Raw genomic sequence first — 23,978 nt, 5'->3', positions numbered from 1 at the left:
ACATGAGCAGCAAATGTTGGATGTTTATTTTATTGTTATCCGCCTGTCAACAGGATCACGATAGTATTAAACCTGTGGATGAATCAGTACTTCCCGGTGTTTGGCGGATAGCAGCCCCGGGGATGGTGGGATTTGTATTTCCGGCAGACGGGTATGTATATGCGCCTATGACACGTATTGCCGAACTCATGATTACAGATATTCTCATGGCAGAACATGTATTACAGTCGCAAATGGTATTGCTTGATTTACATACCACGTATCCTTTGTCACCAGTGCGGTGGAAATTACATGGTTATACCCGGCAGTATAAAGGGTATTGGGATACAGATGGGAACCTGCATATATACATAAACGCAATCTGGCAGGAGGAGCAGGGTGGAAAGGGGTTTTACCTGGTACACGATGGAGGGAACTGCTACTGGCAGGCATGGGTGGATGTTAAGAATAAGCGGTTGTACGATTTGATGATCAACGGAGAAGCGTAGGAGTCCTTCTCAATCCCTCCTTCATGGCGATTCTCCAAAAATTGCAGCGGGATATGCGGACTGGTGGTTCCTTTTAGGGTGATACAGCAATGGAAGGCCCTGCGGTCAACGGGTACACGCAGCGGGAGAGGGGCATCCGGCATCTTCGTACCTTTAAAACATAAATACAGGCGTATGAAAGTCATTTATAAGAAACTGGGGCGGGAAAAAGCCTTCGGGCTTTCGGACTACGGCTCCAATACGATTGTGATAGACAGCAGGCTGCAGGGCCGCAAACACCTCGAAGTGGCCCTCCACGAATCATTACACGTATATTTTCCCGAAAAAAGCGAAACCGTAATTACCAACACCGCACGCAGGCTCGCCAACATCCTGTGGCGGATGAATTACCGTAAAGTAGATAACTCCCTGGGCATGTGAACGCCCTGCTTTTCCAGGTACCGCCGGCTGGCCTGGCACGGAATTGTCATGAATGTGGCATAAGAATTCCCCTTTTTACCTTAATTTCCCGCCTGTAAGCTATTTTGTCAACCTCCCGCCGGATACAACACCGGCATAAGCGACCTGTATAAGATGAAAGAACAGAAAGGCCAGGAAATGAAACGGTTATCCCTGAAAGATGTGGCTCGCATGGCGGGTGTTGCTCCATCTACAGTGTCGTTTGTCCTCAACGGTAAAGCGCGGCAGATGCGTATCAGCGAAGAACTGGCTGAGAAAGTGATGGCCGTGGTGAAAAAGACCGGCTATCAGCCTCATTCTGTAGCAGTTAACCTCCGTACCGGGCAGTCCAAAACCCTCGGTTTAATGGTGGAAAGCATCTCCGGCAGCTTCTTCGCAGCACTGGCAAGGGTAATAGAATCGGAAGCAGACCGCTACGGATATCATATCGTTTATTGCAGTACTGAAAATAACGCAACTAAAGGTGGTGAGCTTATCAAAATGCTCAGCCGCCAGCAGGTAGACGGTTACCTGATTACACCGGCGGCCGGAATGGAGAAAGATATTCAGCAGCTGATAGCGCACAAACGTCCGCTGGTACTGATGGATAGTTACTTCCCCGATGTAGCTGCCCCACATGTGCTGATCGATAACTTCGGCGGAGTGAAGCAGGGGATGGAGCATCTTATAGACCGGGGTTCGAAACAGATCGGATTTGTGACGGTTGATATGAACCTGGTGCAGATGCAGGAGCGGATGAAAGGTTATAAAGAAACCCTGCGGAGCCACAATATACCCGTAAAGAACAAGCTGATACTGGAACTGCCATACGATGGCGACAAGGAAGCATCGGTACGTAAGATCCGTCAGTTCATACAAACCAATAAAGGGCTGGATGCATTGTTTTTCGCGACCAACTACCTGGGGATACTTGGATTGGAATGTATCGCAGGGCTAGGTCTGAAAATTCCGGATGATTTAGCCATGGTTTGTTTTGATGATCATGATATATTCCGTTTGTACCCTCCCGGCATTACCGTGGTGCAGCAACCTATTGACGATATCGCAAAAACTGCGATGCAACTTCTGATGAATCAATTGGATAAAAGTCAGCGTGCATTGCGCAAAACGAAACTCGAACTGCCGGGTAAATTCATCAAAAGAGGTTCTTCCTGATGCAGCCATTTCTCAGTATGAGAATTCCTTCAAAAAATTTTTGTTTCCAAATAATATATTCTACATTTACGGCGTGCCTCGTAATAAGGCCTTTTTTTAAAACCCTTTGCTAAATCGATTTTGCTGTTTAGCATTGGACATTTTAAAGAACAGGCCCGAAGCGGGGCAGAACCTGACAATGAATGTAACAGCAGAAGTTTGCGGGCAACCGCAGCCTGATGCCAGAACCAAAATTCTACGATCGTATACGAAGAAGGATGGACACACTATCCACGGACTATTTAGGTGAACGAATTTTTATCTTATTACGAACGACACAATCATTGGTAACACACAGGAAGAATTGCTGGCTAACTTTACCACTTCGGCAATCTCCAATTGTAAAACTCAATTTCACAAATCGATGACGAATTAGCCAAATGGCATACCCAGGATGCCATCCCCTAGAAAACATCGCCCTTCTGACCTTTAGCTAAATCGATTTATCGCAGCCTTTAGCTGGCTGTGTAAGCCGGTTTATTGCCCATGAAAATTATCCCTCCTAAAGGGATATGGCAACGTATTGCCTGTGAATAATGCTCCTGCATAAGGGGCACGGGATACTGTTGCCCATGAAAACTGCCCCTGCATAAGGAGCACGGCAATCTATTGCCCATAAAAAAAACGTCCCGCAAACGGGGCCTGGCAGCTTATTGCCCGCATTTTCTTAACCAAATCAATACATTGCAATGAACACCGCATCCACGTTTTCCAGGCGTGTAGGTTGGATGAGCGTTTTACTTACGCTCTTCTGCTCCGTGGCATTCTCCCAATCCAGAACCATCAGGGGGAAAGTAACGGATGCCCGCGACAACACGCCACTTCCCGGCGTAACCGTGAAAATCGTAAAAACTGCTGCCGGTACAGTTACCGGTACAGACGGTACTTACTCCATCTCCGTACCTGCCGGCAACACGCAACTGGAGTTCAGCTTCATCGGCTACGAAACGCTGACAGTGCCCGCCGGCTCCGATGGCACACTCAACATCTCCCTTCCCCTTTCTTCCAAAAACCTGGAAGATGTGGTTGTGGTAGGGTATGGCACGCTGAAGAAAAAAGAAATTACCAATGCCGTAACATCCCTCAGACCTGAAAATTTTAACGCCGGCGTAGCCCGCTCTCCCATGGACCTCATCCAGGGTAAAGTGCCCGGTCTCAGCATCACCCGCGCTAACGGTAATAACCCCAACAGCGGCGCCACTTTCCAGATGCGTGGCATCACTTCCCTCAGCGGCTCCAGGGATCCGCTCATTGTAATCGACGGTGTACCCGGCGGTAACCTTGACCTCCTCATGCAGGACGATATCGCATCTATCGACGTACTCCGAGACGGCTCAGCCGCTGCTATCTACGGTACCCGTGGTAACGGTGGTGTTATTCTCATCACCACCAAAAGAGGCCGCACAGGTGAACCTCAGTTTAATTTATCCACCGCCGTACAGCGCGACTATGTAGCTAAAAAGCCGCGTTACCTCACGGCAGACGAATTCAGGAAACTGGCACCCAACTACGACGAAGGCAGCAACACCGATGTATACGATATGCTGATCAACAAGGGCAATCTTTCCCAATACTACACGCTCAGCGCAAGCGGCGGTACTGATAAAGGAAATTACCGCGCAGCAGTGTATTACAACAAGGGAGAGGGCATCGCCAAACGCAACTCGCGTGATCAATACGGCGGCCGGTTGAACATTAATTCCACAGGCCTCAAAGGCAGGCTCACCCTCCAGTCTAATCTCGCCATCAATTTCAACAAAGCCGACCTGCTCGGTGGTAATAACGGCGACTTTGAACAGGCGGTACAGCGCAATCCCACTTCGCCGCTCATGAAAGATGGTAAGTACGTAAACCCGAATGGTTACAACGTCTACAATCCCATCGGCCGGCTGGAGCAGGAGCTGTCTTTCCGCGACCAGCAAACCCTTCAGGGCGACGCGAAAGTGAGCCTCGAACTGGTGAAAGACCTCCGTGCTTCCGTGTTTGGCGGTATTTCCCGTAATACTTACAACGATCGTCAGTTCCGCACCAAAGATTCGAAATCGTCACAGGATTCGTACGAAGGCAGGGGATATGCGTACAAAGGCAACTTTATGATGCTGGAGAAAACGCTTGACCTCACGCTCGATTACGTAAAAACCATCAACGACAAACACCGCATTACCGCAGTGGGTGGTTACAGCTACTTCTTCAGCACCACCGAAACCTATAACATGAACAACTCCGGATTCCTGACCGATGGTTTCCAGGACTGGAACATGGGCAATGGTTTGTTCCTTCGCGAAGGAAAGGCCGGTATGGGCAGCTACAAGAGTGAATACGCACTGATTGCATTCTTCGGCCGGGTAAACTATTCCTTCAACGACCGTTTCTTTGCTCAGGGCATCTTCCGGTACGAGGGTTCCACTAAGTTTGGGGTGAATAATAAATGGGCACCATTCCCTGCCTTCTCCGCAGGCTGGAACCTCCATGAAGAAAGCTTCGTGAAAAATGTAAGCTGGATCGATCAGCTGAAACTGCGTGTAGGATATGGTGAAACGGGCAACTCCGGATTCTCATCCTACAACTCCCTCATTCTCCTCAGCACGGGTGGCGCATATCCGCTCGACGGGCAGTATCCTGAAACCGTTGGTCCTTCCCGCAACCCCAACCCCGATCTGCAATGGGAAAAGAAGAAGGAGCTGAACGTAGGGCTCGACTTCTCGCTGGTGAAAGGCAGGCTGAGCGGTTCGTTCGATGTGTATAACCGTACCACATCTTCCCTCGCTACCAACTACGATGTATCGCTGCCTTCCAACGTAACCAGTCAAACCATGCTCAACATCGGTACGATCAACAACAAAGGTTTCGAGATAGTACTGAGCGCAGTGCCGGTAGATAAGAAGAATTTTACCTATAGTACAGACATTACCTTCAACCGCCAGCAGAATGAAATGACCCGTATTTCCGGTAACCTGAAAGGGAACCAGTACAGGTTGGAAAGGCTCACCTTCGGTGATCTGCCATCTCCCGGAGCGCTCGGTCCTGCCATCCGTGTGGTGGAAGGCGGTGCGCTTGGTAACTTCTATGGCAAGCGCTTCGCAGGGTTTACCGATAACGGTGATTTCCTCTTTTACAAGAAAGACGGCAGCAAGGCAGTGGCCGGTGATATCAAGGAAGAAGACCTGGCCATCATAGGCAACGGTGTTCCCAAGATGATGTTCTCCTGGAATAACAACGTGCGTTACAAAAACTGGGACCTGTCGGTATTCTGGAGAGGTAAGCTCGGTGTGGATCTGCTGAACCTGCAGGATATGTATTTCGGTAACCGTAAATGGCTGCCCAATAACCTGCTGATGGTGGCGCTCACCAAACACGGCAAGCTCAATGCTGCCCCGCAGTATTCGGATTATTACCTGGAGCCGGGCGGCTTCGTGAAGCTGGATAACGTAACGCTTGCTTACCGCTTCCCCATTAAATCGGAGTATATCCGTAACCTCCGGGCATATGTAACCGGCAGGAACCTGGCTACCATCACAAAATACTCCGGCATGGATCCCGAACTGCAGGATAACGGTTTGACCACCGGTATAGATAACAGAGGGTTTTACCCCCGCACACGTTCCTTTACGGTAGGGATTACCATGGGCTTCTAATTTTAACCGCTAACTGAAAAATTTTATGCAAAAGAAACATATGGTGCTGGGGCTCGCCGCAATGTTATGCGGAAGCGTTTCCTGCACAAACCTTGATGAGAAAGTGTATTCCGAACTGGTGGCGGATTCTTATTATAACAACCGTACAGAGGTAATGACGGCAGTACTGCGCCCGTTTACCCATGCCAATGCCTGGGCTGCTCCTACAGGACAGGTGGGTTACTGGCGTGTAAGCGAGCTTTCGGGTGACCAGCTTGCCTGGCCGCAGAAAGGTATCCACGGGTTCGACGGCGGGCAATGGATCAGGCTGCATTATCATACCTGGACCGTGGAAGATGATATCGTCTGGAACCCCTGGCGGCTCATATTTTGGGGCATCGGATTTTGTAACAACACCATCTCCGACCTGGAGAAGCTTGACTTCAATAAAATAGGGATGACGGATGCCGATAAAGCATCTATTATCGCAGAAACGAAGGCACTCCGTGCCTGGCACTACCTGCGCCTGCTGGACCTTTACGGTATTATCCCCATTGTTACACAGGTGGGTGAACCAGCCAAGCCGCATACAGCTTCCCGGAAAGAAGTATGGGAGTTTATTGAAAAGGAATTGCGGGAGAACGTGGAGAAGCTTCAGCCGCTGGGGCCATCCATGGTAGGCCGTGTAAGCAAGGCCGCAGGGTACGCGATGCTGGCTGAATTGTATATCAATTCCCAGAAATGGACCGGCGTGGTGAAGTGGGATGAATGTGTGGCTGTCTGCAACAAGATTATCAACGGGGAAGCGGGTAGCCTGAAAGGTGCGGCTCCTGCACTGGAGACGGATATTGTTAAACCTTTCACAAATGTGAATCACACATCACCCGAAAACCTGTTCCAGATTGCCTATAACCAGACAAAAGGTAAATTCCGCTTCGGGTTCCATGGAGATATGTGGCATTACGTGCAATGGCAGGCGTATAATGCGGTAGACCGCGGTAACAACGGTATTGTGGTGGTGCCCAGCGCCTACGACGCTTTCGCTGATAATGACCTGCGTAAGAAAACCTGGATGCTGATTGATACCCTTAAGAAGCACCCTACGGTACGGGCAAACGAAGCAGATTCCGTGGTAATGGCTACGGAAGAGTATAAAGGCAAACCGCTCGTATTTGTGAAAGAGATCCGCCGTAATTCCGAAGGGGAAACCGGTGCGGGAGGTATGACGAGAGGGGAGGAAAACAGCGGTGCACGCTTTGCCAAGTACCTGCCTGGCACGAAAGATGATGCTGAATTCTGGAATAATGACTTCGTGCTGTACCGCCTTGCGGAGATCATTTTGTACAAGGCGGAAGCCATCATGCGGAAGAACGGAGGGGTTGCCAATGGAGAAGCCGTAACGCTGGTCAATTCTGTCCGTCAAAGGGCCTTTTTGCCAACTGATTGGACGTCAGCCGCTTATACAACCGCAACTTTAACTTTGGACGAACTTTTGGCGGAAAGAGGAAGGGAATTTATTTTTGAAGGGAAAAGACGCCAAGATTTGATTAGGTTTGGTAAATTTACGTCCGCAACATGGTGGGACCATGCTGCGTCAAGCGCCAAAGCTGAATTGTTTCCGATACCGGCCCGCCAGATCAGGCTAAACCAGAATCTGAAACAGAACGAAGGCTATAATTAGGCGTACATTAATTTGTGCTTATCATACAAACAATAAAGAGTAGCATCTAACGGCTGGCCCATTCCTGGGCCGGCCCCCTTTCTTTACAAAATCGATTTTGCAACATGAATAAATTCCGCTGGTGCCTTGTCGCATTATGTGCAGGCTTTCACGCAAACGCTCAGACAGTTCAGAAGATCTCAGATCCGGTAGAATGGGTAAACCCTCTCATGGGTACAGATTCAAAAGGCAGTTTATCTAACGGTAACACCTATCCCGCCATCGCCACCCCATGGGGCATGAATTTCTGGATGCCGCAAACCAACCAGAATGGCAACGGTTGGGCTTATCAGTACAGTGCCGATAAGATCCGCGGTTTTAAACAAACCCACCAGCCTTCCCCCTGGATCAATGACTATGGCCAATTCTCCCTCATGCCCGTTACAGGCCGCATGAAGTTTACGCAGGACGACCGAGCCAGCTGGTTCTCCCACAAAGCAGAAACCGCCAAACCTTACTATTATAGTGTTTACCTCGCCGATGCCGACGTAACCACAGAAATAGCTCCCACGGAAAGAGCCGCCCAGTTCCGGTTCACTTTCCCTAAAACCGATAGCGCCTTCGTGGTTATCGACGCTTTCGACCGTGGCAGCTATATAAAAATCATCCCCGCCGAAAGAAAGATCATCGGCTACTCCACCCGCAACAGTGGTGGTGTTCCCGAGAACTTTAAAAATTACTTCGTCCTGCAGTTCGATAAGCCCTTTGCCCTCGCCCATACCTGGGATGGCAACCGCCTGGCTAAAGACACTCTCGAGCTCAAAGCCGGTCATGCCGGAGCCATCATTGGCTTCGCTACTTCCAAAGGGGAGATCGTGCATGTAAAAGCCGCTTCTTCCTTCATCAGTCACGAACAGGCTGCTCTCAACCTCCGCCGCGAAGTAGGAGCCGATAATTTCGAGACCACCAAACAGAAAGCAAAACAGGCCTGGAATAAAGAACTTGGCCGCATTACCGTGGAAGGAGGAACCTCCGACCAGGTGCGTACCTTCTACTCCTGCCTCTACCGCACCCTGCTTTTCCCCCGCAAATTCTTCGAATACGACGCACAGAATAAAATCGTGCATTACAGTCCTTACAACGGACAGGTACTCCCCGGTTATATGTTTACCGACAACGGCTTCTGGGACACCTTCCGCGCCGTATTCCCCTTCTATACCCTCATGTACCCCGAGCTGAACGGCCAGATCATGGAAGGTCTTGCCAATACTTACAAGGAAAGTGGCTGGCTCCCTGAATGGGCAAGCCCCGGGCACCGCGACTGTATGATAGGCTCCAACTCCGCTTCCCTCATTGCCGACAGCTACCTGAAAGGTATCCGCGGGTACGATATTGAAACGCTGTACCAGGCACTGCTGAAGAACTCAGAGAACGAAGGCCCGCTGACTTCCGTTGGCCGCAAAGGCGTGAAGTATTATAACGAACTCGGCTATGTGCCTTACGATGTAGACGTCAATGAAAACGCTGCCCGTACGCTGGAATATGCATACGACGACTTTACCATTTATAAACTGGCAGTAGCCCTGAAGCGCCCTCAGGAAGAAATAGAACGCTTCAAAAAACGCAGCCAGCACTTCCGTAACATCTTTGATCCGGAAACGAAGCTGATGCGCGGTAAGAATAAAGACGGCAAGTTCATGGCGCCTTTCAATCCCTTCAAGTGGGGAGATGCTTTCACCGAAGGAAACAGCTGGCACTACACCTGGTCTGTATTCCACGACGTGGAAGGCCTGGCACGCCTCATGGGCGGACGGAAACAGTTTTCCGAAATGCTCGACTCCGTATTCGTAATGGCTCCTGTATATGACGAAAGCTATTATGGCTCCGTGATTCACGAGATCCGTGAGATGCAGATCGCTAATATGGGGCAGTATGCGCATGGCAACCAGCCCATCCAGCACATGATTTACCTCTATAACTACGCAGGCCAGCCCTGGAAATCCCAGTATTGGGTACGCCAGGTAATGGACCGCCTTTATCATGCCGGCCCGGACGGGTATTGCGGGGATGAAGATAATGGTCAAACCTCCGCGTGGTACGTGTTCTCAGCTATGGGCTTTTACCCGGTATGCCCCGGTACCGACCAGTATGTACTGGGCGCGCCCCTCTTCCCGAAAATGACGGTAACGATGGAAAACGGTAAAAAGCTGGTGATTGAAGCGCCTGGCAACAGTAAATCCAATGTATATACCCAAAGCATCTCCCTGAACGGGAAGCCGCTCAATGCAAACTGGATCAGCCATTCGGCTATCCAGCAGGGTGGAATCATGAAAGTGGTGATGGGGAAAGAACCTAATAAACAAAGGGGTACAAACGAGTCTGCTTATCCTTATTCGTTCACTACTTCTGGAAAATAACTATAAAGATCCTGGAATAGTAGCACTCAATGCTATTTCATTGTTCACTGTAAATTTCGCATCCCGGTTCTCCGGGATGTTTTTTTTTTGCCTACCGCTTTGCAGGCTTTGCACTCATGTGGAATACGAGCGTACCACCGTTCATGATATCACTGTGCTGAATGAAGCGGCTTATCTCACGGCCGTTCAGCACTGCTTTCTGTACATAAACATTTTTCGGGCTTTGGTTCACCGTTTTTACTGTAAACGTCTGGCCATTCTCCAGCTTTATTGCTGCTGATACAACAGCGGGGCTGCCCAATGCATATTCAGTAGCGCCGGGGCAAACGGGGTAGAAGCCAAGGGCGGTGAAGAGGTACCAGGCACTCATCTGTCCGCAGTCGTCGTTGCCACCAAGACCGTCCGGAGTGGGTTTGTACATTTTTTCAATGATCATGCGCACCCTTTCCTGGGTTTTCCAGGGAGCATCCGTCCAGTTATAGAGGTATGCAGCATGGTGGGCAGGCTCGTTGCCATGAACATAGTTGCCGATAATGCCTTCGCGGGTGATATCTTCCGTTTCTGCAAAAAACGCATCGGGGAGGTGCATGGTGAACAGGGAATCGAGGTGGCCGGTGAACTGTTTCTTCCCGCCCATCATGCTGATCATAGCTTCCGGGGCATGTGGTACATACAAACTGTAGTTCCAGGCATTGCCTTCGATATAGCCCTGGCCATGGGTGCTCAGTACATCAAAATCTTTCCGGAAGGAGCCGTCGCTCAGGCGTGGGCGCATAAAGCCGGTAGTTGCATCGTATACATTACGGTAGTTTTCGGCGCGTTTGGAGAACTCCGTATAGAGATCGTTACGGCCGAGTTTTTTGGCTACCTGTGCAATGCACCAGTCGTCGTAGGCATATTCGAGTGTTTTGGAAACGGAAGAACCGTTTTTGTCTTCCGGCACATATCCCAGTTCCATATAATACCCGAGACCGTCGTACGGTTTGTAACGGGCAGTGTTTGCACATGCCTCGAGGGCCTGCATGGCATCGTACCCGCTGATGTTGCCTTTCATAATGGCGTCTGCAATCACCGAAACGCTGTGGTAGCCGATCATGCACCAGTTTTCGTTACCCTGATGGCTCCATACCGGCAACATTTTGTGCACACTTTGGTTATAATGTTCCAGCATCGAGCGTACCATGTCGGCATTCCGGGCCGGCTGAAGGATGTTGAACAGGGGGTGCAAGGCACGGTAGGTATCCCAGAGGGAGAAAGTGCTGTAGTTGGTCCACCCGCTGGCACTGTGGTTATTCTGATCGATTCCGCGGTAGGAGCCGTCTGCATCGGCATAGGTGGTGGGGCCGAGGTAGGTGTGGTAAAGAGCCGTGTAGAAGTTGATAAGGTCACCCGGCTGCTGCATGTCCACTTTTACTTTAGAGAGCTCCCGGTTCCATGCTTCGCGGCCCTGTTGGCGCACGGCATCGAAATCCCATCCGGGGTTTTCTGCACGGAGGTTGCCTAAGGCGCCTTCGGTGCTGACAGGGGAGAGGGCGAATTTAACGGTTACGTTTTCTCCGGCCTTTGCTTCGAAGCCGAACCAGGCCCTGATCTGACGGCCGGCCATTTCGGGGAAATTCTCCGTTTGGTTGAATTTACGCCAGAAGCCGCGGTACACGTCGCTTGCCAGATTCTGGTGGCCATAACTGCGGATGGGTTTCGAAAAAGCCATGGCAAAATAAAGGGTGCGGGTGCGGCCCCAACCTGAGGTTTGACGGTACCCGGTAACCAGGGTGTCGTTTTCAACCCGTACAAACGTCCATACATTCTTGTTTGCGTAGTTGTACAGGTTCGCCATGAGGTCGAAAACAATGTGGGGGTTGTTGCCGGAGGTGAAAGTGTACCGGTGCATACCCGTGCGGTTGGTGGCGGTGAGCTCTGCGGTGATGCGGCTTTCATCTAGCAATACCTTGTAATAACCCGGCTCTGCGGTTTCGTTCTGGTGAGAAAACGGGGAGCGGTAACCGGTTTCAGGGTGGCTGGCCGTTCCGGGATTGAGCTGTACAGGGCCGTTGGCGGGCATGAGCAGGAAGTCGCCCAGGTCGGAATGCCCGGTACCGCTGAAGTGGGTGTGGCTGAACCCGGTGATGGTAGGGTCGGCATACTGGTATCCGGCACAGTAGCGGTAAACATCGGGATTGTACTTCCCGTTCATTTCATACGGAATGGTGTCTGTGTCCGGACTAAGCTGGACCATGCCGAACGGGACGGTGGCGCCAGGGTAGGTGTGCCCCATTTTGGCGGTCCCGATAATGGGCCTGACGTAGCTGGCCGGGTCCTGTGCAAACAGCAGGACGGGGGCCAGCAAAGTGAAGCTGGTGGAGAGTAAACGCATGTGTAAGGAGGAATTGATTAATCTAAGTAAAGATAAATCGTTTTAGCCTTGTTAGGTAGCGGTTGATTGGATATGATTTGTTAGATTACCGGTTGAATTTATTTTTGGAGGGATACCCCCTGCGGGGTAGGAAATTCCATCTTTAATATAACACCTCTTAGTTTATGGCAGAAAATTTAGATCATATACGGCAGTTGTACCTGCAGAAACTGGCAGAAGCTACCACCGAAAGTGAGAATGCCGAGCTGGAAGCTGCAATGGCTGATCCACAGATCAGGAAGATGTGTGAAGAGCTGGAAGAGCTGTACAACTCACCAGAGATGCTGGAGCTGCTCAAAGAGCGCCCGACCAATAAACGGTGGGACGAGCTGGCTGCCCAGGCTATGCAAAGCGCGGAACGTTCCTCCCGGACGATCCGGGTTTTCCGTTATGTGGCGGCTGCGTCCATTATATTAATGGCAGGAGCGGTTATTTATACCCGTTACGTTCATCATCCGCAGCCTGAGATCCGGGAAATGGCCCGCCTGCAGCCGGAGTTTACCTCCGACCAGGTTACCCTTAAAGTGGGTAGTGGCGACCGGATCGTACTTACACCTAATACATCCCGGCTCATATCGCGGGTAAGCCTGCATATGGAAAGCGATAAATCCCTGCGGTATGAAGACCCTACCGGGCAGGCCGACGGCTGGAATCAGCTGGAGGTGCCACCGCGGCTGGATTGCAGGCTGGTGCTGTCAGACGGTACCGAGGTATGGCTGAACTCCCGGACCTCTCTCAGGTTCCCATTCACTTTTACCGGTAACAGCCGGGAAGTGGAAGTAAGCGGGGAGGCTTATTTTAATGTTACTACCGATGCCGGTAAGCCTTTTATAGTTCATACGCCCCAGGGTGAGATCAAAGTATTGGGTACCAGCTTTAACGTGAATACCTATGAAGAAGGAGTGGTGGCCACATCGCTGGTAAGTGGCAGTGTTCGTGCAGCAGGCAAGGGGGGGACGGCTATATTGAAGCCCGGGCAGGAAGCGGTATGGCGGACGAATAAGCCTATGGAAGTGAGCCGGTTCGAGCAAAAGGATAAACTCTCCTGGATGCAGGGGGTGTATTATTTTAAAGCGGCTGATTTCCAGACGATTGCGAAAGCTATACAGCGTTGGTACTCGTTGGAGCTGGTAGTAGACAAACCGGAGCTGGCAGCCTATAAATTCGACGTAAAGCTCGATAAAAATAAGCCGGTGGAGGATTTCATGGAGATTTTGCGGGTAACGAAAGGCCTGCACTACCGGATCGAAGGTAAAGAGCTGCATATTTTCTAAAGTATTTCAGGCAAATCAGGACCATATATTAATTTTTTCATTATGGAAAATTCATATTTGACGAACAGATTGCAAGTCATATTCTTGACCGACAACCTAAGCTGGGATGATTTCGTTCACCGGGCGGGGGAAAACGGCCCGAATCTGCGGGAGGAACTGTTGGATTTACTGGATGAGTCCAGTGAATTACTTTCCCGGATAGGTTACCGTTTGGAGATCGTCAAGAACAGTGAGCATATCCTTTAACTTGTTTGTGTAATCCCTGAGTTAACCATTATATTTGTTTTTACGGGGGTGCATGCATGACATGACCAGTAAGTCCTTAACGCGAGATTAACATTTTCGCTTTTATTGCATTACAATTTTTCACTAACTTCAGTGAAGAAGATTTCCGTTTAAGCATATGAAACAGCCATCTGCAAACTTTCCGGAGATTCGATTGTTCGGGGATTAGGCGGGTGATATTTAACACTTCATTAAACGTTGATTGCGCTAATATGCCGGAAGAACATCTAAAGTCAGACAACAATCCAGGGGCGAAGGATCAATTGATCCGGGAATTGTTCGAGCAACACCGTAAAGGGTTGATCGTGGAAGCATATGCTGTCCTGAAGGATATGTGGGAGGCGGAAGATGTAGTGCAGGATACCTTTGTGGCGATTTGGTCAGGCAACCATCTCAGCAAAGTGGAACCTGAAAAATACCGGGCATATATTTTTCGCGCAGTACGGAACAACTGCCTCAGCACGCAACGCAAAATCCAGACAGACGATCGTAAGATGGCACGTTTCATAGAAACTGCACCCCGGTACGAGCCGGGCGAAAAGCTGGAAGCCTGGGATTCCCGGGATAAAATGAGTGATGCAGTGCAGGCTTTGCCGGAACAGCGGAGGCTGGCTTTCACCAAAACATACCTGCAGGGTAAGCCTCACCTCCAGGTGGCTCATGAAATGGACCTGAAACCCGAAACAGTGAAGAGCCACATTAAAATCGCGCTGAAGAACCTGCGCGACCGGTTAAAAAATCTGAGATAACATCCCGATGGCGGGTTCTATCGACTACACAACACAAGCATGCTTAGACAAAAGCGAAAATCCTATTTTTGTAAATAGGATTTTTATTTATTTTATGAAACAATCCCCGGATTCCCCATGGCCCATCTCCATGTGAAGTACCCCGGAGTCTGCTCCCAGAACGAAAGAAGTACAAAACAACCAAATTTTGTAATGTAATCCGTATGGGGAAATTTGCAGCGATTCTGGCCTACACACTTTTAGTTACCATGTTCCTGACAATGGCAGGCCCCGCCTACGCCCAGGATAAGCCTTCTAAAGAGATCACTTTTACCTTATCAGGTACGTACACCATTGAGGAAATATTTGACCTGATACATTCGCAAACACGCATCTACGTTAACCGCGAACATTCCATCGTTGATTTAAAGAAAAAACTCACGGTCCACTTCCGTAATACCCCCATCCGCGAAGTGATGGATAAGGTATTGGGGGATTATCCGGTAGACTGGATGTTCTCCAGCGGCGATATCATCCTGTTCGAAAGCAAGAACCCCGAGCGCAGGAAGGAAGATGAACCCATCACCGTTCTTGGGATGATCACCGATAAGGAGGGCAGCCCCCTGCCCGGTGTTACCGTAATTGTGAGAGGGGAACATAAGGGCGGTGTTAGTGATGGAAACGGACGATTCAAGATCGAACGGGTTGCACCGAAATCGACATTAGTCGTTAATTCCATCGGATTCCTCAGCCGGCAGTACCGGCTAGACGGGGAGCGGAAGGTTCACTTTGTTCTGGAACCGGCAGTTTCAATGATAGATCCCGTAGAGGTTACTGGGAATACCGGCTACCAGGTGCTGAAGAAGAAACAGACGCCCGGAGCGGTTTCAGTCATTGATAGTGGATTTATTAACCGCTCCACCAGCTTTAATATCCTTGACAGACTCGAGGGTGGAGCAAGTGGGCTTATCTTTTTACGTACGCCTGAAATGGCTCAATATGTATCAAGATTGCCAGATGGAGCAGATATGGGCGTATATCTTAGGGGCTTCAGTACAATTTCCCCTAATAAAGTAAATCCCAACCCGCTGATAGTATTAGACAATTTCCCCTATGAAGGCGATATCAGGAACATAAACCCGAACGATATCTCTAATGTAACAATCCTTAAAGATGCGACCGCTGCCGGTGTTTGGGGGGCCAGAAGCGGCAATGGTGTGATTGTATTAACGAGTAAGAAGGGGGAATATAAGGAAAAGATGAAAGTTGATTTTACGACCAGCTTTTCATTATCTATGAAACCGCGTCTCTCCTATGACCGCAATTACATGAGCGCTTCTGATTACATTGAAGTGGAACGCATATTATATAACCAGGGTTATTTTACCTCCGATTTATCCAATACTTCTACCTTTCCAATGATTTCGCCTGTTGTTGAAATACTGGATCGGCAGGATAAGGGGGAGCTAAGTCAAATTCAGGTAGATAATTTACTGGACAGGTTGAAGAAGAATGATTTACGATCCGATATTGGGAGGTATTCATATCGGAAAGCACTTAGTCAACAGTATTCGATAGGCATAAGAGGTGGAACGAAGGATTTTACATATTACGTCTCACTTGGGCACGACAGGAACCAGTCAAGCATGGTACGTAACCGGACTGAACGAACAACACTGATTTCTTCAAACCAATTCAAACCGGTAAAGAATTTGGAAATAACCACGCTTCTCAATTTCAGTCAGCAGAAGATTGATGCAGGAAATGAAATAAATCCCAAAAGGATGCAGATGATTGGAGGGAAGTACAAGTTTATGTACCCATATGCTTCATTTTTCGATGAATCAGGCAACAAGTCCAGTATAGATCAAAATCTCCGTGGAAGTTATACCGATAGCCTGAGTAAACTGGGTTTTCTGGATTGGAAATACAGACCATATGATGAGATTTACAATGTTCACAATAACTTCTCGTTACAAAATCTGTTGTTAAGAGCCACCGTGAAATATTCCTTCTTACGATACTTTAATGTGGAAATGAACTATCAGAATGAGCGCCAGATGATTTTTAATCAAAAGTATTGGGACGCAGATTCATATTATGCCAGGAATCTTATAAATACATACACGGTCTATAATCAGACTACTAAGACGATTAACCGGGCCTTGCCACTGGGAGGCATGATGGCAATAGGTGACTATGATTGGCGTGCCAATAGTTTTAGGATCAGCACTAACTTTCAAAGGCAATATAATTCTCATATTATTAACGCAGTCTTGGGAGGTGAAATCAGGGAGATGTCGGCTACAGGATTTGACAGAGAAAGCGTTGGTTACGACAATGCAAAAGGGATACCTGTAACTAATTTAAATCCGAGTCAGATTTTTCCGATTACTCCTTCTGGAAATGCAACATTGAGAGAGCGAATCAATCTTGCAGGGGAAAATGATGGAATGTTAAACAGGTATTTGTCTGCTTTTGTTATCATTAACTACAATTTCCTCCGGAAATATGATTTGACGGTTATAGGTAGAAAAGATGGAACCAACATGTTCGGGGCTAGGACAAATGAAAGTATGCGCCCATTTTGGTCTGTAGGAGCAGGATGGCATATTGATAAGGAGGAGTTCTTCCATTCTGAAATTGTGAATACCCTTAGGCTACGAAGCTCAATTGGTGAAAATGGTAATATCAACAATAGTTCTGCATACCTGACTGCCACTCGTGGGGTTGATCCGTTAACTGGATTGCCAAGCAGTTTAATTGGTAACCCTGCAAATGAAGATCTGAGTTGGGAGAAAGTAAATATGTTGAATGTTGGTGTAGACTTCACAATGTTTAAGCAGCGCTTATCAGGTTCTATTGATGTTTTTTCGAAGAATACAACAGATCTAGTACAAAGAATAGCCTTAGCACCGCAAACCGGATATACGGGTGCATTTTTAAATTCTGCAGAAATGAAGGCTAAGGGCTTGGAAGCGACAATAAATGGAATGTGGAAAATTAAAAAGATTCAGTGGTATAGCCGATTGAACGTTACGTACATAACCGACAAATTAACAGTATATGAACTGCCTCCAAGTCGGCAAAATATTATATTGAATGATCCATTCTTTGAAGTAGTATTTGTGAAGGGAAGTTCACTCAAAGGAATCTTTAGTTATAAATGGGCTGGTTTAGATCCTAAGAATGGAGATCCCCAAGGTTACTTAAATGGTCAGGTAAGTAAAGATTATGCCCGAATACTTAATAATTCTAGCCCAGACAGTTTGGTTTATCATGGTTCGGCGTTCCCCAAATGGTTTGGCGTTTTAAAGAATGATTTCAATTATAAGAACTTCAATCTTTCAATTAGCATTTCATATAAATTAAATTACTACTTCAGAAGATCTAGCATAGAATTGGGCTATGCAGATATTCTTAACAAAAGTATGAATGTAGATTATCAGGATAGATGGCGGGCACCTGGTGATGAGCTTAGTACTCATGTTCCTTCTTTAGTATATCCTTCAAACGAGGCCAGAAACCAGTTTTACCAAAGATCAGAAGTATTAGTACAGCGAGGTGATCATATTCGATTGCAGGATGTAAGGTTAAGTTATCAGTCGCCAGAGAAAGAAAAGGGACTTTTTAGAAAGTATGATATATTTTGCTTTGCAAGCAATCTCGGCATTTTGTGGCGGGCAAATAAGTTAAGGCTTGATCCTGATGTAACGCACGCTAATCTCAATGCTGGTTTCTTTCCGCAACCATTATTAATTTCAATTGGGGCAAACTTAAAACTATAAACTATGCGTCAGGTGTTGTTATTGTTTTGCTTAATCGTAATTAGTGGATTTGGTTGTAAGAAGGCTACTGATTGGCTTAATACACCTAAGTTCAAAAAGGATATTACAATTGAAACCTTGAAAGATTATCAGTCGCTATTAAATAATACTTCTATTCTGAATTTAACCATGCCGATAATTAGTCAGATCGGGAGTGATAATATTTATGTGAATGAAAGATCAGTTCCTAACCTTCCTGTAATTGATAGAAATGCATATTTATGGAATAAGGATATTTTTGAAGGTAGAATATCTTTGGATTATTCATTCTCCTATCAAGCTATAAATTATGTAAATGTAGTATTAGAAGGTATTGAGACTATAGAAGTAAATTCTGGTAATTTTTCTGAGTATAATTCAATAAAGGGACAAGCATCTTTTTTTAGATCGATTTTTTACTTTGAATTGGCAAGTATTTTTTGCAAACAGTATAATCAAACAACTGCCGCAGTTGATAAAGGACTATGTCTAAGAGTTAATTCAGATGTAAATGGAATTGTGCAGCGTTCTTCAGTATTAGAGACATATAAGTTAATCCTTTCTGACGCCCACAAGGCTGTTGAGCTTTTGTCAAATACAAAAACAGTAAAAACGCAACCTTCGAAGACTGCGGCACTCATCTTATTAGCTCGAGTTTATTTGAATATGGCAGATTACGAGAATGCAAGGAAGTACGCTGATGCTGCGCTGAATATAAGTAGTGAACTAATCGATTTTAATAGCGTTCCTGAGCTCGCTTTGCCATTTCGGTTTCCGGATTTCAAAAATGAGAATGCTGAGTTAATATTTTATGCACAAGGTAATTTATATCAAACAGTATATCCAAGCGATTTAATTACTTCAGGCTTAGTTGATACGATGTTGTATCGGTCATATAATCAAAATGATCTGAGGAAAATCTATTTCTATAAGGAATTTGATTCTGTAACAATTAAATTTAAAGGGAGTTACACTGGTGTCGCTAGTAATTTTGCAGGTTTAACAACAAGTGAAGCATTTTATATTCGCGCTGAATGTAATGCTCGATTAAATGACCTATCAATCGCAATAAGAGATTTGAATATTGTTTTGCGATCCAGATATAAAACTGGTACTTACATAGATTTTGATTCTAATGACTCTTTTGAGGTTTTGCAAAAAGTGTTGCAAGAGCGAAGAAAAGAATTTCCATTTACAGGAAATATAAGGTGGCAAGACCTAAGGAGAAATAATCTGGATCCTAGGCTTGCCACTATTATAAGAAGGAAAATTACTGGTGAGGTGAAAGTTTTGCCTCCCAATGACCCGAAGTATGTTTATCCATTTCCGCAGAGCGAAATACAGTTAGCTGGTTTGGAACAAAACGAAAGATGATGATTAATCTTCGTAGGATGTAAGTGTCGTACAAACTGAACTTGCAACTACTTGGCCGGGAGTAAATGAGCCATTTGTAGAAAACGTACATACATACGGCAGAAGTGTGCCACCTCCGCAAGCGAAACCTGGCGAAGAAGATGCAACAGTAAAATAGTTGCTTGTAGTTGGCGTAAGTGGTGCGCAATAGTAAGTCGTAAACCTCATCCCTCCATACGCCTGAACTCCCCCGATGATCAATGCGATGGCAATTAAGCTAATTTTGAGCTTTTTCATAGTTAATGGTTTTTGTTTGTGAAACAATACGTAAGTGAAAAAATAACTGTGAGTGATAACAAGACGTAGATGACCTACCCACTAACGCGGTTAAGAGTAGTTGAATCAATAATGTAGGGAGAGGATTGTTGGCAAAAACTTGTACAGGAGAGATGGTGTGTGTAGACTTACGATAACTGTACTCCAAGAGTAGCTAAATCACTTTGCGGTCTTTTAATTTGAAAGATGGCTATAATAGTGAGTGTAAGTATAGCAATGTTGAAGATTAAATGTTCCGTCCAGCCGAAAGATTTGATAATGCCTGCACAGCTGCAGGGTATGTGATTAAAGAAGTTTAGCTGGATGAGGCCGATGTATCCCGAGAATACTATTAGCAGCAAAGCGCTGGCATACACCCCCAGTTTCAATGTCTTTTTCGAAATCAGTAAGGCCGCAATTACAAACTCCAGGGCAGGAAGCCCGAAGGCCAATGGGTCAGTCAATGTATCTGAAAATGGCTGCTCCCTTAATTGAAACCTCCACATGCTAATGTCCGCCAATTTTATTACGGCGGCGTAAATCCAAAAAATAAACAGGAAAAATATCAATCCTTCAAGCAACCTCTTGTGCTTCATAGATACGCGCTTTACTACGGTTAAGATGCTAGTTTCTCTAAGTGTAGACATATTACTTTTAACCCCGCATGGAACGTGCTGCCTGTTGTGCTCTGCTCATGTCGTTCATGCTACTACTGTAAATCTACTCTACTAATTTTATTTTCCAACCACCAAATTGATATAATTCTTTGCAATTTTTTCAACATGCTATTATTAAATCCGCCGTATATCCATAGGGGGATGCTGATAGTAATGTGCAAATACACGCGAGAACCCTGCTGCTGATTCGTACCCTACTTCCCATGCAATTTCCTGAACGGGTATGCCTGTATTTGTTAATAGTTTGCGAGCCTTATCGAGCCGCAGATCGCGGACGTAGTCACACAAATGCTGATGAAATAATTTGTAATATCCGCGCCGAAGCTGTGTAGGCTGTATTCCGAAGCGCTTAGCCAGGTGTTGAATGGAAAGTTTTTTGTCGATGTTTTCGGCGATGTAGGTTTTTACCATGTTAAGCGTTTGGTAATCGCGATGGTAAACAGCCATGTCTTCACGCCGGTATTGCACACCTGCTTCGCTTAAGGTCCGGAAAAAAATATCAAGTAACAAGACCTGGCGCTTCACACGCCAGATATACCCGTCCAGCTCACGCTGGTAAAGCCCCATCAGCTGATCCCTGCTGCTAATTGTTAATCGGCCGGAAGGGGGCTGGCAAAAAGGAGCCGGAATGGATTCTTCATTAACAAGTGATTGTATGGCCGGCGAAAGGAAGAGGAAGAGGAACCGGTGCCTCCCTGCAGGTAGTTCCAGAGTATGGATGTTAGGCTGCAGGGATAATAAGTAATAACTATCCTGCCCGATCTCCAGTTGTTCCTGCCGGCGTGTATGCAGTACGGTGTTCCCATCAAAGTTAAAGAGGGCTACGATGGCGGAGGATGCCAGTTGAATCGAAAGCTCCTGCGACTCCTGTTGATTGGATTCGTATAACCATGCTTGTAAGTACTGGTCGGAAAAGTACTGGGTGAGAATGTCGCCGCCGGAATTGCTGTTATAATTGGCAATGGCTTCGTGAATAAGACTCTGTTGGTAACTACGGGGAATCTGCATGGTAAAATCATAGTTGGCCCCCTGCAGGATGCCTGCGGATGTTTTCATTGGCATGGAAGTGCTGATTTAGGTAATGGAAAGATTACGCGGTGTTGTGCAGCAATATCACGATTTCGGAGCGCCTGTACGTATTGGTTCTACTGAAACAATACCGCAGTGTAAAATGTTGTGTAGCGATGCTAATCAGTATGTCATTGGTTCGTCAGCTCCGGAGAGGTAATTTAACCATCCGGAAGGCCTTTCTCTCAGTGGTCTAATCAAAAAGTAGCGGATTGACAGGGCTTTGCAGGAGGTTTATTCATTTATGCCGGATGCAGATGCTTTTGGCATCCGGTGCTCTGTCATCCGCATTTCAGTTTTCCAAATCAGGTATGGCAGCCGCGTGTATGACGCCTTATCTTGTAACCGCTATCCGTTCAATGCAGAAAACCCTTTATCAGCCGTACGCCGGCTTTAGTTGCTACTCTATATTGTACGGACGGGCAAACAGCCCCTTCCGTAAACTAAGCCAACCATTAAAATCGCAAAAAGCAGCCATACACGGGCATCCCAAAAGGATGCCCTTTTTTTTGATGGCGGGGGCGACTAACAGATGTTCGAAAAGAACTATATTTATCGGTATAATAAACGAATGATGAGATCCCGTACACTGTTTTTCATGCTCCCGCTGTTGGCGCTTACTTCATTGGCCTTAGCCCAAAAAATCGACGTTTCTTCCGGTAAAATAGATGCGTTGAAGGGCATCGATACATTTCACATCGTATATAAATACGATAAATTGATGGTGGGGGATTTGGGAAGAGAGCCAAATTATATCCGGAAGAAGAAAGCCGATGCGGAAAAGAAGGCGCCGGGCAGTGGGTACGCCTGGGAAGAGATGTGGATCGGGGACCGTACCAAATACTACGAACCGCAGTTCCTGGAATCCATCAGGAAGTTTTCCGAGAAGGAAATCGGCAACTATCCGGAGGCCCGTTACCAGCTGGTGCTCAGTTCTACTTTCATAGAACCCGGACAGTCCGGAATTATCCGGAAGGCAGCCAAGATGGAAGGTACCGTAACGGTGATAGATACGCAGACCCCGGGTAAGCCTCTTGTAAAGATCCAGATAGATGATGCCCCGGGCGATAGCGGGCTTACTGATAATGGTTCCGGCCCCCGGATTGGGGCAGCTTACAACAGGGCAGGGAAGGAGCTGGGTAACTACCTCCGCCAGCGCCTAGACTAATCTGCTTTTTTCAACTGCCGGCGGATGTTCTCCTTATGCTGGGTGCCCCATTTCCTGAGGGCATCCACTACTTCACCGAGCGTGTTGCTGTAATCAGTAATACAATATTCTACCAGTACCGGTGTGGTGTCATGTACCCGGCGGGTTACAAAGCCGTTCAGTTCCAGTTCCTTCAGCTCATGGGAAAGTACCTTGGCGGCAATGCCCGGAACGGTCTTCTGCAGCTCGTTAAACCGCTTATTACCTGAGCTGAGCGCCACGATGATAGGCAGCTTCCATTTACCGTGAAGTACATACAATGCATCCTGCACAGCGGATAATGCAGTACAGGTTTCCCATTCTGCCGAAATAGTTTGTAACTTTAGCATAAACCCTAACATTTAACTTACCTCAATGTAACCAGTAACCTTTAGGTAACTACTAACAAATCGTAAGCAAATGTACATAAGTTTGCATTCCTGTTAAAAACCAAACAGCACACATATGAAAAAAGTAATGAGCCTCCTGCTGGTAATGGCAGTTTCCGCTGGCGCTTTTGCCCAATCTTCCTGGAAATCCGATAAAGCACACTCTCAACTGAAGTTCGACGTGCAGCACCTTGGCCTTTCCACCGTATCCGGTTCCTTCACCGACTTCGAAGCTTCCGTTTCTGCATCTAAAGCTGACTTTAGCGATGGTGTATTTACCCTCACCGCACAGGTTGGTTCTATTAATACCGGTATTGAGCAGCGTGATAATCACCTGAAATCTCCTGATTTCTTCGACGCAGCCACCCACGGTACCCTCACCTTTAAAAGCACTTCCGTGAAGAGCCTGGGTGAAAACAAATACAGCGTTACCGGCGACCTTACCCTCCATGGCGTAACCAAACCCGTAACCCTGGACCTCTGGTATCGCGGTACTATCGAAAACCCGATGAGCAAAAAGCCCACCGCTGGTTTCCGTGTTACCGGCAGCATCAAACGCACCGATTTTGGTATCGGCGCTAAATTCCCCGCTCAGATGCTCAGCGACGATGTTGCCATCTTCGCAGACGGTGAATTCGTGAAACAATAAGCA

The 23,978-nt window shown here is 47.2% G+C and carries 17 protein-coding genes; 12 read left to right on the top strand and 5 right to left on the bottom strand.

The features are described from left to right. The first annotated feature begins 2 nt into the window (after window positions 1-2). The 6 genes from DEV76_RS00450 (at window position 3) to DEV76_RS00425 (ending at window position 9,832) form a co-directional block, all read left to right on the top strand. Complete coding sequence (locus tag DEV76_RS00450) at window positions 3-488, top strand: hypothetical protein (RefSeq protein WP_157962638.1); 486 nt, start codon at window positions 3-5, stop codon at window positions 486-488. A gap of 174 nt (window positions 489-662) precedes the next feature. Then, window positions 663-908, top strand: coding sequence for a hypothetical protein (locus tag DEV76_RS00445; protein ID WP_142679033.1), 246 nt, complete (start codon window positions 663-665; stop codon window positions 906-908). A gap of 153 nt (window positions 909-1,061) precedes the next feature. Further along, complete coding sequence (locus DEV76_RS00440) at window positions 1,062-2,102, top strand: LacI family DNA-binding transcriptional regulator (protein ID WP_232826832.1); 1,041 nt, start codon at window positions 1,062-1,064, stop codon at window positions 2,100-2,102. Between the two features lie 728 nt (window positions 2,103-2,830). Next, complete coding sequence (locus tag DEV76_RS00435; protein WP_232826831.1) at window positions 2,831-5,776, top strand: SusC/RagA family TonB-linked outer membrane protein; 2,946 nt, start codon at window positions 2,831-2,833, stop codon at window positions 5,774-5,776. Window positions 5,777-5,801: 25 nt separating this feature from the next. Next, the gene (locus DEV76_RS00430) at window positions 5,802-7,436 is read left to right on the top strand and encodes a RagB/SusD family nutrient uptake outer membrane protein (RefSeq protein ID WP_109694003.1); all 1,635 of its coding nucleotides are present in this window, start codon (window positions 5,802-5,804) and stop codon (window positions 7,434-7,436) included. Between the two features lie 104 nt (window positions 7,437-7,540). Further along, complete coding sequence (locus DEV76_RS00425; RefSeq protein ID WP_109694001.1) at window positions 7,541-9,832, top strand: GH92 family glycosyl hydrolase; 2,292 nt, start codon at window positions 7,541-7,543, stop codon at window positions 9,830-9,832. 91 nt (window positions 9,833-9,923) lie between these two features. Here DEV76_RS00425 and DEV76_RS00420 read toward each other — a convergent pair whose 3' ends face one another. Beyond that, window positions 9,924-12,206 carry a GH92 family glycosyl hydrolase gene (locus tag DEV76_RS00420; protein ID WP_109693999.1) on the bottom strand — a complete coding sequence of 761 codons (2,283 nt, stop codon included), beginning with the start codon at window positions 12,204-12,206 and terminating at the stop codon, window positions 9,924-9,926. A gap of 164 nt (window positions 12,207-12,370) precedes the next feature. Here DEV76_RS00420 and DEV76_RS00415 point away from each other — a divergent pair, with 164 nt between their 5' ends. The 4 genes from DEV76_RS00415 (at window position 12,371) to DEV76_RS00395 (ending at window position 19,712) form a co-directional block, all read left to right on the top strand. Beyond that, complete coding sequence (locus DEV76_RS00415; protein ID WP_109693997.1) at window positions 12,371-13,519, top strand: FecR family protein; 1,149 nt, start codon at window positions 12,371-12,373, stop codon at window positions 13,517-13,519. Window positions 13,520-14,016: 497 nt separating this feature from the next. Next, window positions 14,017-14,553: a sigma-70 family RNA polymerase sigma factor gene (locus DEV76_RS00405; RefSeq protein ID WP_109693993.1), complete on the top strand. Its 537-nt coding sequence runs from the start codon at window positions 14,017-14,019 to the stop codon at window positions 14,551-14,553. Window positions 14,554-14,756: 203 nt separating this feature from the next. Next, window positions 14,757-18,320, top strand: coding sequence for a SusC/RagA family TonB-linked outer membrane protein (locus tag DEV76_RS00400; protein ID WP_109693991.1), 3,564 nt, complete (start codon window positions 14,757-14,759; stop codon window positions 18,318-18,320). Window positions 18,321-18,323: 3 nt separating this feature from the next. After that, window positions 18,324-19,712: a RagB/SusD family nutrient uptake outer membrane protein gene (locus DEV76_RS00395; RefSeq protein ID WP_109693989.1), complete on the top strand. Its 1,389-nt coding sequence runs from the start codon at window positions 18,324-18,326 to the stop codon at window positions 19,710-19,712. A 3-nt stretch (window positions 19,713-19,715) separates the two neighbouring features. Here DEV76_RS00395 and DEV76_RS25800 read toward each other — a convergent pair whose 3' ends face one another. From DEV76_RS25800 to DEV76_RS00385, 3 genes are all read right to left on the bottom strand, one after another. Further along, window positions 19,716-19,988, bottom strand: coding sequence for a hypothetical protein (locus tag DEV76_RS25800; protein ID WP_157962637.1), 273 nt, complete (start codon window positions 19,986-19,988; stop codon window positions 19,716-19,718). 167 nt (window positions 19,989-20,155) lie between these two features. Next, complete coding sequence (locus tag DEV76_RS00390; protein WP_109693987.1) at window positions 20,156-20,602, bottom strand: MauE/DoxX family redox-associated membrane protein; 447 nt, start codon at window positions 20,600-20,602, stop codon at window positions 20,156-20,158. 195 nt (window positions 20,603-20,797) lie between these two features. Further along, window positions 20,798-21,745, bottom strand: coding sequence for an AraC family transcriptional regulator (locus tag DEV76_RS00385; protein ID WP_109693985.1), 948 nt, complete (start codon window positions 21,743-21,745; stop codon window positions 20,798-20,800). Between the two features lie 577 nt (window positions 21,746-22,322). On the opposite strand from DEV76_RS00385, the gene DEV76_RS00380 reads away from it, so the two are divergent. Then, complete coding sequence (locus DEV76_RS00380; RefSeq protein WP_157962636.1) at window positions 22,323-22,919, top strand: hypothetical protein; 597 nt, start codon at window positions 22,323-22,325, stop codon at window positions 22,917-22,919. Here the strand turns inward: DEV76_RS00380 and DEV76_RS00375 are convergent. Continuing rightward, window positions 22,916-23,287, bottom strand: coding sequence for a winged helix-turn-helix transcriptional regulator (locus tag DEV76_RS00375; protein WP_109693981.1), 372 nt, complete (start codon window positions 23,285-23,287; stop codon window positions 22,916-22,918). The two genes, DEV76_RS00380 and DEV76_RS00375, sit on opposite strands and share 4 nt — an antisense overlap. Before the next feature lie 115 nt (window positions 23,288-23,402). Here DEV76_RS00375 and DEV76_RS00370 point away from each other — a divergent pair, with 115 nt between their 5' ends. Further along, a complete protein-coding gene (locus tag DEV76_RS00370; protein ID WP_109693979.1) occupies window positions 23,403-23,975 on the top strand; it encodes a YceI family protein in 573 nt (190 codons plus the stop codon). The last annotated feature ends 3 nt before the right edge of the window (window positions 23,976-23,978 follow it).

The organism is Chitinophaga deserti, assembly GCF_003149455.1.
Taxonomy (GTDB): Bacteria; Bacteroidota; Bacteroidia; order Chitinophagales; family Chitinophagaceae; genus Chitinophaga; species Chitinophaga deserti.
This window is presented reverse-complemented; position numbering and strand designations above follow the sequence as displayed.

Bases quoted from the DNA above. Each gene is read 5' to 3' on its own strand.
- DEV76_RS00450 (WP_157962638.1), top strand. From the start codon at position 3: ATGAGCAGCAAATGTTGGATGTTTATTTTATTGTTATCCGCCTGTCAA.
- DEV76_RS00445 (WP_142679033.1), top strand. From the start codon at position 663: ATGAAAGTCATTTATAAGAAACTGGGGCGGGAAAAAGCCTTCGGGCTT.
- DEV76_RS00440 (WP_232826832.1), top strand. From the start codon at position 1,062: ATGAAAGAACAGAAAGGCCAGGAAATGAAACGGTTATCCCTGAAAGAT.
- DEV76_RS00435 (WP_232826831.1), top strand. From the start codon at position 2,831: ATGAACACCGCATCCACGTTTTCCAGGCGTGTAGGTTGGATGAGCGTT.
- DEV76_RS00430 (WP_109694003.1), top strand. From the start codon at position 5,802: ATGCAAAAGAAACATATGGTGCTGGGGCTCGCCGCAATGTTATGCGGA.
- DEV76_RS00425 (WP_109694001.1), top strand. From the start codon at position 7,541: ATGAATAAATTCCGCTGGTGCCTTGTCGCATTATGTGCAGGCTTTCAC.
- DEV76_RS00420 (WP_109693999.1), bottom strand. From the start codon at position 12,206: ATGCGTTTACTCTCCACCAGCTTCACTTTGCTGGCCCCCGTCCTGCTG.
- DEV76_RS00415 (WP_109693997.1), top strand. From the start codon at position 12,371: ATGGCAGAAAATTTAGATCATATACGGCAGTTGTACCTGCAGAAACTG.
- DEV76_RS00405 (WP_109693993.1), top strand. From the start codon at position 14,017: ATGCCGGAAGAACATCTAAAGTCAGACAACAATCCAGGGGCGAAGGAT.
- DEV76_RS00400 (WP_109693991.1), top strand. From the start codon at position 14,757: ATGGGGAAATTTGCAGCGATTCTGGCCTACACACTTTTAGTTACCATG.
- DEV76_RS00395 (WP_109693989.1), top strand. From the start codon at position 18,324: ATGCGTCAGGTGTTGTTATTGTTTTGCTTAATCGTAATTAGTGGATTT.
- DEV76_RS25800 (WP_157962637.1), bottom strand. From the start codon at position 19,988: ATGAAAAAGCTCAAAATTAGCTTAATTGCCATCGCATTGATCATCGGG.
- DEV76_RS00390 (WP_109693987.1), bottom strand. From the start codon at position 20,602: ATGAAGCACAAGAGGTTGCTTGAAGGATTGATATTTTTCCTGTTTATT.
- DEV76_RS00385 (WP_109693985.1), bottom strand. From the start codon at position 21,745: ATGCCAATGAAAACATCCGCAGGCATCCTGCAGGGGGCCAACTATGAT.
- DEV76_RS00380 (WP_157962636.1), top strand. From the start codon at position 22,323: ATGATGAGATCCCGTACACTGTTTTTCATGCTCCCGCTGTTGGCGCTT.
- DEV76_RS00375 (WP_109693981.1), bottom strand. From the start codon at position 23,287: ATGCTAAAGTTACAAACTATTTCGGCAGAATGGGAAACCTGTACTGCA.
- DEV76_RS00370 (WP_109693979.1), top strand. From the start codon at position 23,403: ATGAAAAAAGTAATGAGCCTCCTGCTGGTAATGGCAGTTTCCGCTGGC.